Consider the following 14,953-nt stretch of genomic DNA (forward strand, 5'->3'; position numbering starts at 1 on the left):
TTTCAGCCCACGTTCGAGGGCGAGTTTGATCAGACCCGGAATTAGGCCACCGTCCCCGGTGATCTGAACCTGCCCGGTATCGATCTGGGCCAACAACTCATCGACCATGCCCGAAGCCGCCAACGCCTCGGCCACCTCCGCAGTCGAACGTGGCTCGGCCAGCTCAGGCAACTGATGATCGTCGTGGCCCTGCTGCTTGTCGTCTAACGCCATGCTCATAGATCTTCCTCTCACTGATGAGCACTGGACTTACACAGACCATCTGACACCCCCCACCACCGTGTAGCGCCATCCCGCAGCGGCGCTACTCCCCTGGTCCGAGAACATCAGGCTGGCGACGGCAAGAAACGCCACCGCCACCGAGGAGAAGGTGCGTCGTTTGGCTTGGGTCACCGCTGCAGTATCGGCGACTCGGACCACGATGTGTACCCACCGGGGCAAATCGTTATCGACAGTAATTCTGTGTCCGCGCGGAGAGGTACGAATCCGGCGGGCGGATTCGACGCGGTCAGAGTGCGCGGTGGACTCTGCGAGCGGCTCCCGGAATGACACCACGGAACTGCGACATGGGGCTGCAAAAGTGCGCCAGAATCGCGCTCGGCGCACCGGGATACGACGGGTTCCTGCTATCTGTTGCAGCGACCCATAGGCCCCAAAGACGCGCTCTGTCTTGACTGTTGGAACTTCAGGGCTACCTCTCACCAAGCGCACGCGTCGACCAATGCAGGAGCACCACGTGATCACCAAGCACTCCCCTCTCGGCGTCATCGATTCGGGCGTCGGAGGCCTGACCACCGTGGCCGCGCTGTCCAAGCTGTTGCCGGGCGAGAATGTGATCTATTGCGGGGACAATGGAAATGCTCCGTACGGAAACCGCACCGGCGCCGAGATCGTCGAACTCACCTCCCACATGCTGCGCTACCTCGCCAATCGAGGCGTGAAGATGGTGGCGGTGGCATGCAACACCATCTCCACGACGTTCGACCTGCCGGAATTCAGCGGATATCAGGATCAGTTCGGCATCCCCGTCCTGTCCATCGTGCGAGCGGCGGCCGAGGATGTCGTGCATCTGCGCTATCAGTCGGTGGGCGTCATCGCGACCGCGTTCACCATCGCCTCACGCTGCTACCCCACCCTCATCGACGAACTCAACCCCGATATCACTGTGTTCGGCGAGCCCAGCGTCAAGCTGGCCGCGCTGATCGAGCAAGGGGATCTCACCAGCCCCGCCATCGATGCCGAGGTCACCAGCCACCTCAACGATCTGCTCAACGCCCACTCGGTCCGCGACATCGTGCTCGGCTGCACGCACTACCCCATCCTGCAACCGTTGTTCGAAGCGAAAGCACCCCACGTCGCCTTCATCAACCCGGCCAAGGACCAAGCCCGCGATGTTCGGTTGCGGCTCGTCAAGAGCGGACTCCTCCTGCACGGTGACCATGACACCGTCGGCACCCTCGAGATCAACACCAGCGGCACCCGGCCCGTCTTCGACACCGTGCTCAACGAACTCGGCATCACTCGCGAGTACACACTTCTCGAACACGTCGACTATGCATCTTGCGCCGCGCCGTGACGTGTTCCGTTGTACCGGGGCAATGCTTCCCATCGCCGAACACACCGCCCCGTGCTCTGCCATTCTGGACACGGACGGGAAAGTCGACGAAAGGGACTCACCCATGCTCCGGTCCGGACTCGATCCTGAACTCGTCAACCAGTGGCGCAAGCGAATCGGACCGGTGGGCGCGCTCGGGCCTCACCGGTCGATCCAGGTGCGCTCCCGCGGTCGCCAGGGTATCGACCTCTACCTGCCCATCGTCGAATTCGATGCGGAGGTTCCGGAGGACTTCGAGCAGCTCGCGTACTGGCGGCCTCTCGGCTCGATCTTCACATTCTGCTATCTGCAAACTCCGGTCCGGACGCTGAGAACCGCGGCGCATATACGTGAGTGCCCGTCGAACTTTCTGATACTGGCCAGCATTTCGACAGGCCTTACCACCGGTTCGGCCAACGGCCACGAGTTCTTGGCGCGAGCCGGAGAGTTGTCGATCACCGACAGCCGCCTGCCCTACGATCTCACCACTCACAGCACTTCCGAGGTGGCCGGGATCTGGATACCGACCGACATGCTCGGCGACGACATCGCTGCCGGAGCGACCGTCGCACCCAACCCCGCCGACACGGTGCTGACCCGAGCATGTACCGGACTCGTGACACGTTTCGCCCTCGATGCCGTCATCGGCGGCATCGACGTCGACGCCGATGCCGAGCAGAACATCATCGACGTTGTGCGGATGCTGCTCAACCAGCACACCAGCCGATATCAGACCTTGCGCGAGCAACCGGTTGTCCTGCGAGAAGCGATCGACGGCATGATCGACCGCAACTTTCGGAACCCCGCGTTCACCGCCGACACCATCGCCACGAACCTGCACATCAGCAAACGTCATCTCTACCGACAACTTGCTGACCCAGATCAACCCTCACTGGCGAGCCGGATCGCCGCGCGTCGACTCGACTGGGCCCGAACCAAGCTCGAACAACCGGGACACGCTCGGCTCGACGACATCGCCCACGCCGCCGGGTTCTCCTCGACGGCCGCTTTCCGAAACCGATTCCGAGCCAAGTACGGCCTCACTCCCGATGAGTACCGACGCCATCACTGCGCTCAACCCGTGCACCCCAGCTGATCGGGCAAGCGAGGGACTCACGCCCTATTGAGTGCAATCGCAGCCTGCACAAGCGCGACGAAGGAATCGGCGTCGAGATCGTCGTTCTCCCTGATGTCGACCGCGCGTCTGGTTCCGGCGGTGAGGCTCGCGTTGAACACGTGCGCGGGATCGGGCAGCGACGCCCCCTTGGCGAACGTGAGCTTGATCTTGTCCTTGTAGGTCTCGAGTGTGCAGATCAGTCCGTCTGCCGAAAACGTCGGCACACCATCGGGATTCGACGGCTTGCGCCACTTGATCTCTTCGACGATGTCGGGGTTGGCCCGCATGATCAGTGACCGCATCTCATCGACCCTGGATTCACGCCAATCGTCTGCCATGTCGGTCACGGTAGCCGGTCTGGCGAGCTGGTCGTGCGCTTGCGCAGGTCTTGAGCGAACATCACGATGATGCCGCTCGGTCCGCGGACGTAGCTGAGCCTGTACACGTCCTGGTAGTTGGCAACTCCCCGAAGCGGCTGGCAGCCGTGGCGCGCAGCGACGGCGAGCGCGTCGTCGATGTCATCCACCGAGAACGCGACGCGGTGCATGCCGATCTCGTTGGGGAGCGTCGGCGAGGTCGCGATCGCTTCCGGATGAATGTATTCGAAGAGTTCGAGGCGGCCGGCGCCATCCGGTGTCGCCAGCATCGCGATCTTCGCGTGGTTGCCGTCGAGCCCGACTGCGGTGTCGGCCCATTCGCCACTGACCTCGTCGCGACCGAGGACGGTGAGGCCGAGGTCTGTGAAGAAGGCGGTAGCGGCGTCGAGGTCGTCGACGGCGATGCCAACGTTTTCCAGTGCTATTGCCATGTCCCGGACGCTACCGGGCGTGACGGGCCTCGGTCCCGGCTTCGGTCGGGGGACGGATCGCGACGACGCCGATCCACGAATGCGGCGACATCTTCGACGCAGCCGGTCTGTGCTGCGCGTACTCGCGGGGTGGCCCATGCGACACTGCGAAGGTGTCCGACGGAGTTGCGAGCGAGAGCACAGCGCTGAAGACGAGCCTCGTGGCCACCGCGGTGCTCGGCGGCGGAGCGGTGATCTGGGGCGTGATCAGCGGCTCGAGTGTGGTGTTGTTCGACGGCATCTACATGCTCGCGGGAATCGCGCTCGTCGGGACGTCGATGGTGGCCGCGCACGCCGCGGCCTCACCGCCGAGCGTCGAGTTCCCGTTCGGCAGACACGGTGCGACGGCGCTCGCGGTCGCGCTGCAGGGCACGGCGCTCATCGCGACTCTCACCTATGGCGTCGCCGACGCCGTGTCGGTGATCATCGCGGGCGGCTCCGACGCCGATCCCGGATCGGTGGCCCTCTACGGTGTCGTGTCAGCCGTGCTGTCGCTGCTCGTCGTCGTGCTGTTGACTCGCCCGGCACGGTCGTCGCAGTTGGTCAGGGCTGAGCTCGTCGGCTGGCGCGCCGGGACCCTGATGAGCGTGATGGTTGCGATCGGCGGTGGTATCGCCCTCACACTCCGGCATCATGGCGCCACATCGGCGGCCGCCTACGTCGATCCGACGCTGGTCTTGATCGCTTCGGCAGCCATCGCCCCGATGGCGGTCAAGCTCGCACGACAGGCCATTCGCGAGCTGATGGAGGCCGCTCCCCCCGACGAACTGAGCGCGATCATCGAGCAGGCCGCCGCCGAGGCCACAGAGCACTTCGACCTCACTGACCCGGTCATTCGCGCCACACGACTCGGGCGAAGGCTCTACGTGGAGATCGATTATCTTGTGTCGCCCGGCGTCTGGAGAGTCGAAGAGGAAGATCAGGTTCGCCGCTTCATCGTCGACAGACTCGCCTCCACCGAGCATCAGGTCTGGGCGACGGTGGAATTGTCCACCGACCGCTCACTCATGGAGGACTGACCGGAGGGTCTGCGCATCCCGTCTGCGCCTGGATGGCGCGGATCGTCGTACCGAGGACGCCGCGGCACAGCAGCCCGGGCCCGAGAGGACCTGACGAATCGGAGCCGAGCGACGGCAGTCGACGTAACACCGACTGCTCCTCCTCCGTCAACTCCGTTATCTGCCAACGGATCTCGGCATCCACTGCCTGCGGATCGCCGGGATTCGCAAGTCCGACCGCCTTGACCGCGTACGCTGCAGCACCCAGTGCGTGCGCACCCATGTGGGCGACCGCAGATGCCTGCGCGACCGACCGGGCGGCAGCCGCACCCGCGGGTGTGGTCGCCTGCTTCGCGGCCTTCACCGCCTGCATCCGCTTGGCGATCTCCTCGGCAGCCGTACTGTCGCCGGCGGCATACGCATGGGTCCTGGCGACGGCGTCGCGAATCGCATTCTGCGCGTTCGGATCGGCATCGAACAGCGAGACAACCCGCTCCGCACACGCGACCGCCCACCGTGCGAGCACTCGGCGCTCGGCATCGTCGAGTGTCTGCGCCGAGTTCACAGAGCGCATTCGCCGACGGACGTGCTGCGGTACCCGGTCAGCACTTCCGCAGGGATGTGGCAGGAGTCCTCGGGGAAGCGAGCGAGTCGGTGCTGATGTTCGTCCGCGCTGCGCACGTAATTGGTCAGTGGCAACGTTTCGACGACGACGCGTTCGGAGTCGTCCCTCGCGGCGATGAACTCTCGCGCCTGCTGCAGATGCGTCGGGTTGTCGGAGTACACGCCGGTCCGGTACTTCTCGCCGACGTCCGGACCCTGTCGGTTCACGCTGTACGGGTCGATGACCTCGAACAGATACGCCATCAGTTGCGCGACGCTCACGACGCTCGCGTCGAAGCGGGTCCGCACACATTCGGCATAGCCGTCGTAGTCACCGTCGAGCGACTGCCCGGCGCCGTTCGCTCGTCCGGCCTCGGTGAAGACCACCCCCGGCAACGTCGACACGAACGCATGCACACCCCACAGACAGCCGCCCGCCAGATAGATTTCCTCGGTCTCGCCCACGTGCCGATGCTACGACCTGTTGTGGATCGTCGACGCTGCCGCACTCACCGACACGGCATGCACGAGTGTCACGGAGGCGCGGGCACGGACCGGCTGCCGCATGGTTCTGATGCGTAGCAGGACGGCTACACCGTGAACCGCAGCTCGACTGCTTCGGGCTCTGCACCCGCGCCGCGGAACGCCATGTGGAGGATCGGGTAGGGGCGACCCTGATCGTCCAGCTCGCTCCTACCGACAACGGTGAAACCACGTCGGCGGTAGAAGTCGACCGCCTGCGCATTCTGCTCGTTGACGTCGACGGTTTGCACGCCGCACTCCGCGACGACGAACGAGAGCAGACCGGTACCGATCCCCTGGCCGCGATGCAGCGCGTCGACGAACAGCATCTCGAGGCTCTCCCCTGAGACTCCTGCAAACCCGACTGGGAGCCCTTCCTGATCGGCAACGTACAGGTCGACGTGCGGCAGGTAGTCGGAAGCCAGGTGCGATTCGATCTCGTCACGATCGACCTCTGCGAGGAAGTCGTGGGTGGCGTCCACGGCACTGCGCCAGATTGCCACCAGGCGCGGGTACTCCCCCGGGCCGGCCGCCCGACGGATCACCGGCTGGGCTCTGTCCTTTGAATCGCTCACTTCCTCAGAGTCTTACACGTTGAGCCGGAACTCCACCACGTCGAAGTCGATGCCGTCGCACTGTCGCCCCGAATCCTGCCCAATCCGCCCGAATCGCCCTACGCTCTCCATATGCCTGACGTCACAAGTTCGATTGTCATCTCACATCCCGTGACCGTCGTCTGGGACTACATCAGCCAGCCCGACAATCTGTACACGATCATTCCCGGGGTCGTCTCGGCAACCTCAGCAAAGCAGCCACCCTACGAGCTCGGTGACCTCTGGCACGGCGTGATTCGCACCTTTGGCATCACCGACGAATGGACCGGCGCCTTCACCTATCTCGACCCTCCAAATGGGATGGAGTTCAAACTCACCGAGGCACGCGTGCCCGTCACTACGCGCGACAACCTCGAAGCAGTTTCGGGCGGGACCCGCTACACGCTTCGAATCTACGGCGATCCCCCGTTCGGTGGTGCCCTCGGACGCCTCGCCGACGCATTGAACTCGGCCCTGTTTCAGTGGCTGCTGAACCGCAACTTTGCCAAACTACCGTCGTGTGTCGACGCCTGGGCTGCGGACCACAGCTGACGACACTCCAACCATCGGCGTTCCTCGCGCGTAGAGCCGTACGGAACCGCGGCAAGAGGCACACTCCGGCATGCTACCCAGAGCCGTCACACGTTGAACCGGAACTCCACCGCTTTCCGTACCTTGCTTGCGTTATGAGCACTCCGGCTCGCCTGCGCTTGACAAGGTTGGTAGGATCGCTACAAGTCTTTGATGATCGCGACCGCCAGATAATCGAAGAGGGATCACCCCGAGGGTGGAGGCGAACCAAGGCATCGCCCCACGGTGTAGCGCACCGAACCGCGAGCAGCGGGTAAATCCTCCGACATGACGTGGAACGGGTAACGGCCTCGCATGGCAGGCGAGGTGCCGAATAGGGATTGGGTAGGGAGTTAGCGCTCCCGTAAAGCAACTGGCGTCGTAGACGTCAACGGAGCACGGCACCTGCAGGCCGCCCAAGTAGTAAGCCGGTAAACGCAACCCCCTCCGGACAGTTACAGCTGTCTGGAGTTTCTGATGGGGTACACCCCACCTCCTGCGTCCGATCAATCTCACTATCTCAACCTCACCGAGGCCGTCGCGCTGGGCTATGGCGCGTACCAGACCCTTCGCAAGTACATCGCCGATGGGAATCTGCCAGCGGTCAAGATCGGCGGGCGCGTCAAGGTCCTCCGCGCTGACCTCGACGCTCTCGCTGTCCCAAAGCGCGCCACCACGTTCGAGGACGTCGAGTCCGCGATTCAGCGCGTGGTGGCCACCGCTCCCCCGCTGACCGACGCCCAGGTGCGGCGTCTGTCCTCGCTGCTGGGGAGCGCCTGATGGGCGCGCGCTGCGCTGACTGGGGTGACAGCGATGTCGAGTACCGGCGAGTCCTGGAGGGTGTCGCCGGTACATCCTGGACGGTCGATCGCGAGCTCGTCAGTGGCGTCGAGACCGCCGTCCTCGTCCGTCGCGTTGAGCGGACTCTGAGGACATCGGAACAGCCCTCTGTGAGCGTCGTTTCTGACAACGTTCCCGGGAAAGTTGTCAGCGAGAAGACCGAGAAACAGGGCCCGAACTGCGACGATGCTATCAGGCCAGAATCCCCTATGGGAACGGCAGACTGGCCTGGCCGGAACGGCCAGGCCAGCGTGCCGTCGCCTGAGCCTGATAAGCACTCGCTCGGTGACCTCGCGACGGTGCGCGCGATGGGTACCGATCAGACCGCGCCGGTCATCGGCTTCGACACTGAGTTCACCTACGACGCCGACGGCCGGCGGTCGATCGACAGCTACCAGTTCTCGGTCTTCGATCCTGAAGACCGTGGCTATCGCTTCGACATCGTGCTGCTGCCGCTGGTCGACGGAGCGGTCCGTCACACCGACGGTGGCGGGAGCTACGGCGGTCCGCTGGCCATCGCCAACTGCCTGGCGGTCGTGATCCGCGAGAGCGGCCTGTGGCGTTCGGCTGGTCTTCCCGATCCTCGCGGAGTGGCCCGGCGGAACTTCTGGGTCGGCGGTGACTACGCCGCCAGCATGAGCGCTCTCTACGGCCGTCACGGCATCGGTGTGGTGCTCGCCGGTCACTACCTGCCGGCCGACCTGACGGCGTTCGCCCGGCCGCGTCGGCGCCGGGGCGACGGTCGCTACGACGACATCATGCGCCGGGTGACGTCGGCTTCCGGTGGGCTGGTGTCGCTGAAGCCGATCCGTATGGCGGCGATCTCCGGTCCTCGCGGTTCGAGCCAGCGGTACCTGCCGCTGTCCATCACCGTCCGGGACACGATGGGTCAGGCCGCCGCCGGCTCCAACAGCCTCAAGTCGCTCGGTGAAGTGTGCGGGGTGCCGAAGCTCGATGTCGGTAATGCCATCGAGGACATGACCGGCTACCGCCGCGACCATCTCGCCGACTTTCTGGAGTACGGCGTGAACGATGCCGCGATCGTGGTGGAGTACTCGACGGCGCTCTGGGGAGTCAACGCCGTGCCTCCGGTGACACTCTCAGGCGGGGGTGCTCATGCTCTGCGGGCGGGCATCAAGGGCTACCTGGGCGTCTCCAGCAATGCGGAGTTCTCGGCTCGCTTCCAGGGCCTGGTGTCCGTGGACGAGGGGCAGGAGGTGAGCGACGACGGTCTGAGCTACTACGCCGTGCGCTCGCAGACACCGGTCGACGGAGACGCCAACCAGGTCCACTCCGCCTTCAAAAAGTCCTTCCACGGTGGCTGGAACAGCTGTCTGAAGGTTGGCCACTTCTCGACGACGACGTACGACCACGACATCCAGTCGGCGTATCCGTCTGCGATGGCCGCCGTCGTCGATGTCGACTTCGAGCGCGGGTGTATCGAGGAAGTCATCAAGGACCGGACACTGTCCGTCGACGATTTCCCGCTGGGGTTCACCACTCCGTTGGTCGCCTACGTCAGTTGGGAGTTCCCCGAGGACGTCGAGCCGTGCCTGCCGGTCCAGGTTGGTCAGTCGATCATCTACCCGCGCACCTCTGACGGCATCGGCGCCGCGCAGGGCGAGGGAATGGCCGCTGTTGATTTCGACTCGTTCGAGGGGTCGTGGTGCTGCGGTCCCGAACTGCTGCTGGCTCTCAGGCTCGGCGCTCGCGTCGATGTCCAGATCGGATATCGGCTGCGCGTGCTGGAGAACGGAGACGGGCCTTCCAGATCCATGCGCTCAGCTGTACAGCAGATGGTCGCCGATCGTGCTGCGGCCAAACGGATCTGGGGCAAGGGTTCGCTTGTCGAGCTGATGATCAAGGTGGCCACCAACTCCTGCTACGGCAAGCTCGCGCAGGATGTCGCCGAACGACGTGGCTGGAACTCCTGGGCCGAGGAAATGGAATCGATCGGCGGGTCTGCTGTGACATCGCCGTACCACGCCGCGATGATCACCAGCCTGGTCCGTGCGTTCCTGCTCGGCGTGGCCAACCAGGTCGACCTGTTGAGCGTGACGACCGACGGATTCATCACCACTGAAGCCGACGTCGAGCGCTGCGATGCCTTCGGACTGGCTGAGGTGTTCCGTTCGTCGCGTGAAGCGCTGGCCGGTGATCCGTCGGTCTGGGAGGTGAAGCATCGGCAGGATGACCTGGTCAATCTGACGACTCGCGGCAACGTCAGCCTGTCGCGGGGTGGCGTACTGGCCAGGGCCGGGCTGAAGACGCCTGACGGCATCGAGCGTAGCGGGTCTGTCGCGGAGCGCGAGTGGTTCCTCGACACTGCTGTCTCCCGTGACGGGAAGGTCCTGAACGCCTACACCTCGTTCCCGTCGTTCCGGGAGTTGTCTCGCACCGTCGACCGTCTCGACTTCGGCCCGGTCCACCGGACGCCCGCTGTGTGTCTCGACTTCGATATGAAGCGTCAGCCGTTGCTGGACGATCTGCGGGCCGACGAGGTCCGTGGGCATGAGGTGGCCGGTTACGGCACCGCCGCGTGGGGGACGGTCGTCGATTACTCGCGTGGGCGCGACATCGCCCGTCACATCGCCGCTATGCGCCCCGGCACTACGGGCGAGGATCGGCCGACCGGAACCCTGCGCACAGTCTCCGACATGAAGACGTGGAAGCGCCGCTACGACAGTGCCGTCGGCCGGCGTATCCGGACGGTCGGGTCCGCGCTTTTGACTGAGCTGGTGGCCGCGCACAAGGAAGGTCTGATCGCCGTCCCTGTGCTGGTATCGCGCGTCCCGGTGGCTCAGAAGATCGCCTACCTGTCGTCGCTCGGGCTCGGTGATTTCACACGCGCTCAGTGGGAGCACATGAGTAAGCGCGACCGTCGGGCTCGAGTGCTGGCCGACGCCGACCTGAACGCGCTCGCTGAGGTCGTCGACGGCCTCCCCGACTGGTGATCGGGGGTTATGACCGTGCCCAACGCGCCGCCTGAAGTCCTCGCGCCGCACCACCAATTGCGGCCGGGAAGCACCCGGCAACCAATGAGAGGAAATCTGATGACCGACAACAAGAACACCCGCAAGAACCTCGACGAGCTGCTGGCCGAGGCCGAGGCCCGCGTGACCGAACTGAAGCAGAAGCAGAAGGCGAAGGACGCCCGCGAAGCGGCCAAGCTCGGTAAGCGCCTGCACTCCAAGATCGGTGACGGGCGCGCTGCCTTCACCGCCGAGTTCAAGCTGATCCGTGACGAACTGTTCGGTGACGATGACACTCCGGGCGACGGGCCGGCGGCGACGGATGAGCCGTCTGCCACGGCATCGGCCGGGTTCGGTGAAACCGGTTGGGGCGGTGCTGGTCATGTCCAGTAGTACCGCTGCTCGCATGGCGGGCGAAGAAGCAGAGACCCCGCCCGGACTGAGCGAAGCGAGGGAGGACGGGGGCGTGGTAATTGGAGGACGGCGCGAAGCGTTGTCCGACAATTACCCTGCTGGCCGTCGGGGAAGTGTCGCAGATCCCGCGTGCACGTCGGACCGACTGTCCGCCCGCGTGACGGTGCGCTTCAGCGCTTCGGAGCGGGCGGCCATAGACGCGCGCGGGGCGGCACTGGGCGTCAAGCCCGGTGCGTGGTTGCGCGCCTTGGCGCGCGACGGGCTCGACGCTCGGCGCGATGAAGTCGAGAGGCTTCATCGCGCCGCTGCACGGCGTCCGGACCCGATCCGCGTCGCGCTGGTGGAGCAGCTCCGGCGCGCTGGCTCGGTGCTCTGGCGTGAGCGTCGGCGTGACGAGCTGGCGGTCAAGTTGCTCGCCGAGATCCGGGACCTGCTGCGCGACGGTGGCCAGCTCGACGGGAAGCGCGCGGCCGCGCTCGACGATGCCTTGGCGGCGCTCACCGACCCCGGTCGGGAGACGGCTCTTATTCCGGTGATCGTTGCCGTCGAAGCGCTGCGGGCTGACGCCGGGGATCGGACCCGGTTGTGAGCACCGTCAACGTCCGGTCGTCGCACTCGGCACAGTCCAGCGTGGACTACGCCCTCTACGGTGACAGCGGCCAGCAGAAGGAAGAGCACCGGCGGCGCGGTACCAGTCGCGCCGCCGCGCTCTCCTCGTCCGTGGATGATCCAGACGAGTTCATCGCGCACTGCGAGGACCATGGGCGCAAGGTCGAGCTGTACTCGTACACGCAGAACTTCAGCCCCGACGAGTTCGACGTGAACAACCCGGACGACATCAAGCGCGTGAACGATCTCGGCAGCAAGCTCGCCGAGGACATGCACAGCGCGGACTACCTCGTGGTGACCCATGTTGACAGCAAGGGCGGCCATCTCCACAACCACATTTACGTGTGCAACAACGACCTCCTGACGGGTAAGTCGCTGCAGCGCAACACCTCGTGGGCGAAGGGAGTCCATCAGACCAACGACGCCCTGATGGAGCGCGAAGGATGTCGGGTGCTCGACTCTCCCATGCAGGCGAGGGTCGACTGGTCGTTGCAGCGGGAGCAGTACGAGGCCGGTGGCTTCGAGCGGGCCCTGGGCGACAAGATCGCGGCGTCCCTGCGTGATCCGCGCTCGACCGACCGCGAGGCATACAAGGCCGTGCTGGCTGAGCACGACGTGAAGTTCAGCGTGGCCAAGAGCGGTGAGCACCGCTACAAAATGCGCCACCAGAACGGGAAACTCCTGTCGAAGTCCGGCAAGGCGCTCTCCCTCGACTTCAGCGCGAAGAGTGCTGGCGAGATCTTCAACTACCACGCAGAGAACAAGACGAAGGAGCAGACTAATGCCGCTACTCAACGACATGAAGAACGAGGACCAGGCCGCGCAGACGAGCGCCGAGAACTCGGGGCTGTTGCGCGAGTTGATGAGTCGCCAGGGCCGCGTCGAGGAACACGTCGCCGAGCTGACCACGGCGATCAACAAGCTCATCGAAAAGCAGAGCAGCGACGCGCGGAGCCTGTCCGGGCGGCTGACGATGATGGAGCAGCAGCGGCCCGGCAGTCCACCACCGTCCAGCGCGGCATCCGCGATCGAGCCCGTACGGCAAAGGCTCGACGAGATCGAGAAGACGCTGAGCGTGCTCGCCGACAGCGTGAGCGGCGACGATCTGCGCTCGGCCACGAAGGCCCTCAGCGCCGAGACGAAGGGCATTACTTCGGCCAGTAAGCAGGCGGCTGCCGACGCCCGGAAGGCCGCCGACGCTGCCGAGAAGGCCGCCGGTGCCGTCGATGGTGTGAGGGCCGCTGCCGCGAAGGAGATCCGCGGGGTGGCCAACGCCGTCGTGGACAAGGCCGGGAAAGCGATGGACGACGGGGAGAAGGCGAAGGCCGCGCGCGTCGAGAGGCTGGTGGCCGCTGCCGACAAGATGGCCGCACGGCGGTACTGGGACGCGCTGGGTGCGTTCGTACTGACACTGGTCCCGGCGGCTGCGCTCCTCATGGGCTGGACGGTTCTCGTGGGCGGCGTCTTTTATGCCTGGGAGCTGGTGACCACCGACGGTTCCAAGCCGGAACTGATCTCGAAGGCGCTCCTGTTCGTCTTCGCCGTGGGTGCCGCCCTGTGGGGCGTGTGGCGCTCGCTGATGTGGGCTTACGGCGTCGTGGGCGACTGGCGCCGTCGGGACCGTGTGTAGCGATCAGTCCATTGGCCTGCCGCTTGCGGCCGGCCAATGGGTTCCTCGTCAACCTGCTACAGCTACTTCCAGACGATCTCGACAGAAGCTGGGTCGAACCCCTTCCGCCCGCGCGGCTGCGGTTGCAGCGAGACAGTGGCCAGCGCGTCGATGACCTGCCGCCGTAGGTTCAACGATGCCTCCCGAAACGCAGTCGCCGGGTCGTCAGTGCCCAGTACCGGTGCCAGTGCGCCCGATCGTCCTTGTAGGAGCCGCTGCGCTTCGAGCTCCTGGATGGCCGCTTCGGCTGCGTCCCTGACCCGTTTGAGATCGCGGCCCTCGATGATCTCCTCGTCGTAGTCGTGCTGGGCTCTGCTGATCTTGGCCCGTTGCGCACTGATCGCCGCGTCGATCGCTTGGGTCTCTGCGTTGTTGGCGGTGGCCGGTACTCGGCGCACCGCGTCCGGCTGATCCAGGCGAGCGCTGATGGCATCGGTGACGAAGTCGTCGATCGCGGGGCCAGACCTGACCATGTGGCCTGGGCATGTGTAACCCCTCGGCGCACCGGTGACCTTCTTCCCGCATGGTTGGCCAGTCTCGGGATCGGTGAGACCGCACCTGTACAAGCCGCTCCCGAGGCGCTTCCGCTTGGTCGAGCCGCTGGTGTTCGTCACACGCTTCTTGTCGTCGAGGATCTCCTGAACCTTCCACCACGTCTCGTCGTCGACGATGGACTCCCACTGTCCCCTGACCGGCTCCCCGACATCATCTCGGAGGATCTGGGCGCGCCAGGTGCGACGTCGATTGCCGTCCTTCTGGAACTCTTTGGGCGTGTAGGTCGACATGCCCGCGTAGCGCGGGTTTCGGAGGATGCCCAGCACGGTGGAAGGCGACCACGGACCGTCTGCCTTGGGTTCCCGGGCTTCGTAGGGCCGGCCCTCTTCTTCAGCGCGCTGCTTCCGCGCTGCCTCACGCTCCACTGAGACCGTGTGGGTGTGCTTCGGCAGCGCTTCGATTCCCTCGATGACGTCCGTACCGCTCAATGCACGCGCGAGGGATCTGAGGGATTCGGAATTCTCGGTCTTGGTGAACAGTGCGTAGATGGCGCGGACAGCGGCCGCCTCGTGCTCGATCACATCACCGTTGGTTGCGTATCCGAGTGGCCGCATACCCTTCGGTGCGCGACCCATCGCTGCTCGCTGCTTCTGCGCGCGAGATTGGCGCTTGCTCTTGCGCACCACCTCGGCGCGAGCGACCTGGATCTTGATCCCCGCGATCAGGAGACCGTTCTCGTTAGTCAGATCGACGTCGCCGGACACCGACTTGAGTAGCAAGCCACGGAATCGTGCAGCGTCGACCCAGTCCTCCATCTGACGGGGCTGGCGGGTGAGCCGGTCGAGGTCCCAACAGACGATCGCGTCGAAGGCTCCGGCCTCGTAGTCGGCGACCATCCGGTCGTAGTCAGGGCGTGACTTCGTGGCGTCCGTGGCGCTCTTGGACTGATCGATGTAAGTTTCGACGATTGCCCAGCCTTCACGCTCGGCGAGGCGCTCGCAATCCTCACGCTGACGCTCAATGGCGAGGCCGTCCATCTCGCGGTCGAGTGAAATTCGAAGGTAGATAGCAGCATTACGAGACGCTGGTGCAGGCACTGTCATACCGTCA

At 65.0% G+C, this 14,953-nt stretch carries 15 protein-coding genes and 2 pseudogenes; 10 read left to right on the plus strand and 7 right to left on the minus strand.

Annotation, left to right across the window (positions count from 1 at the left end):
- Positions 1 to 219: pseudogene (locus A5777_RS21010) on the minus strand (IS256 family transposase); the annotation flags it as partial.
- Between the two features lie 517 nt (positions 220 to 736).
- Here A5777_RS21010 and murI point away from each other — a divergent pair.
- Positions 737 to 1,576, plus strand: coding sequence for a glutamate racemase (gene murI / locus A5777_RS21015; protein WP_005207719.1), 840 nt, complete (start codon positions 737 to 739; stop codon positions 1,574 to 1,576).
- 103 nt (positions 1,577 to 1,679) lie between these two features.
- Complete coding sequence (locus A5777_RS21020; protein ID WP_005207718.1) at positions 1,680 to 2,690, plus strand: AraC family transcriptional regulator; 1,011 nt, start codon at positions 1,680 to 1,682, stop codon at positions 2,688 to 2,690.
- Positions 2,691 to 2,707: 17 nt separating this feature from the next.
- Here A5777_RS21020 and A5777_RS21025 read toward each other — a convergent pair whose 3' ends face one another.
- Together A5777_RS21025 and A5777_RS21030 are read right to left on the minus strand one after the other, a co-directional pair.
- Complete coding sequence (locus A5777_RS21025) at positions 2,708 to 3,049, minus strand: DUF1801 domain-containing protein (protein WP_064864353.1); 342 nt, start codon at positions 3,047 to 3,049, stop codon at positions 2,708 to 2,710.
- A gap of 5 nt (positions 3,050 to 3,054) precedes the next feature.
- The gene (locus A5777_RS21030; protein ID WP_064864292.1) at positions 3,055 to 3,519 is read right to left on the minus strand and encodes a VOC family protein; all 465 of its coding nucleotides are present in this window, start codon (positions 3,517 to 3,519) and stop codon (positions 3,055 to 3,057) included.
- A gap of 152 nt (positions 3,520 to 3,671) precedes the next feature.
- Here A5777_RS21030 and A5777_RS21035 point away from each other — a divergent pair, with 152 nt between their 5' ends.
- The gene (locus A5777_RS21035) at positions 3,672 to 4,577 is read left to right on the plus strand and encodes a cation diffusion facilitator family transporter (RefSeq protein WP_231895148.1); all 906 of its coding nucleotides are present in this window, start codon (positions 3,672 to 3,674) and stop codon (positions 4,575 to 4,577) included.
- Here A5777_RS21035 and A5777_RS21040 read toward each other — a convergent pair.
- The 3 genes from A5777_RS21040 to A5777_RS21050 form a co-directional block, all read right to left on the minus strand.
- A complete protein-coding gene (locus tag A5777_RS21040) occupies positions 4,564 to 5,130 on the minus strand; it encodes a putative immunity protein (RefSeq protein WP_231895149.1) in 567 nt (188 codons plus the stop codon). The two genes, A5777_RS21035 and A5777_RS21040, sit on opposite strands and share 14 nt — an antisense overlap.
- The gene (locus A5777_RS21045; protein ID WP_064864294.1) at positions 5,118 to 5,624 is read right to left on the minus strand and encodes a peptide-methionine (S)-S-oxide reductase; all 507 of its coding nucleotides are present in this window, start codon (positions 5,622 to 5,624) and stop codon (positions 5,118 to 5,120) included. Before A5777_RS21045 ends, A5777_RS21040 begins: the two co-directional genes overlap by 13 nt.
- 125 nt (positions 5,625 to 5,749) lie before the next feature.
- On the minus strand, positions 5,750 to 6,256 hold the full coding sequence (locus A5777_RS21050) for an acetyltransferase (protein ID WP_064864296.1): 507 nt from the start codon (positions 6,254 to 6,256) through the stop codon (positions 5,750 to 5,752).
- 111 nt (positions 6,257 to 6,367) lie between these two features.
- Between A5777_RS21050 and A5777_RS21055 the strand changes: the two genes are divergently transcribed.
- The 7 genes and pseudogenes from A5777_RS21055 (at position 6,368) to A5777_RS25560 (ending at position 13,309) form a co-directional block, all read left to right on the plus strand.
- Positions 6,368 to 6,826, plus strand: coding sequence for an SRPBCC family protein (locus A5777_RS21055; protein WP_064864299.1), 459 nt, complete (start codon positions 6,368 to 6,370; stop codon positions 6,824 to 6,826).
- Positions 6,827 to 7,321: 495 nt separating this feature from the next.
- Positions 7,322 to 7,624, plus strand: a complete 303-nt coding sequence (locus tag A5777_RS21060) for a helix-turn-helix domain-containing protein (RefSeq protein ID WP_064864301.1) — start codon at positions 7,322 to 7,324, stop codon at positions 7,622 to 7,624.
- Between the two features lie 269 nt (positions 7,625 to 7,893).
- A complete protein-coding gene (locus tag A5777_RS25555; RefSeq protein WP_231895150.1) occupies positions 7,894 to 10,638 on the plus strand; it encodes a hypothetical protein in 2,745 nt (914 codons plus the stop codon).
- Between the two features lie 99 nt (positions 10,639 to 10,737).
- Entirely contained in the window at positions 10,738 to 11,049 is a 312-nt protein-coding gene (locus tag A5777_RS21070) for a hypothetical protein (protein ID WP_064864306.1), read from the plus strand.
- Between the two features lie 178 nt (positions 11,050 to 11,227).
- A complete protein-coding gene (locus A5777_RS21075) occupies positions 11,228 to 11,659 on the plus strand; it encodes a hypothetical protein (protein WP_064864313.1) in 432 nt (143 codons plus the stop codon).
- Between the two features lie 131 nt (positions 11,660 to 11,790).
- Positions 11,791 to 12,111, plus strand: a pseudogene (locus A5777_RS25860) (relaxase/mobilization nuclease domain-containing protein); the annotation flags it as partial.
- A 349-nt stretch (positions 12,112 to 12,460) separates the two neighbouring features.
- Positions 12,461 to 13,309 (plus strand): hypothetical protein, encoded by an 849-nt coding sequence (locus A5777_RS25560; protein WP_231895151.1) that lies wholly within the window; start codon positions 12,461 to 12,463, stop codon positions 13,307 to 13,309.
- 62 nt (positions 13,310 to 13,371) lie between these two features.
- On the opposite strand, the gene A5777_RS21090 is transcribed toward A5777_RS25560, so the two are convergent.
- Positions 13,372 to 14,946, minus strand: coding sequence for a recombinase family protein (locus A5777_RS21090; RefSeq protein WP_064864320.1), 1,575 nt, complete (start codon positions 14,944 to 14,946; stop codon positions 13,372 to 13,374).
- Positions 14,947 to 14,953 lie beyond the last annotated feature (7 nt).

The organism is Gordonia sp. 852002-10350_SCH5691597 (assembly GCF_001665715.1).
GTDB classification, from domain to species: Bacteria; Actinomycetota; Actinomycetes; order Mycobacteriales; family Mycobacteriaceae; genus Gordonia; species Gordonia sputi.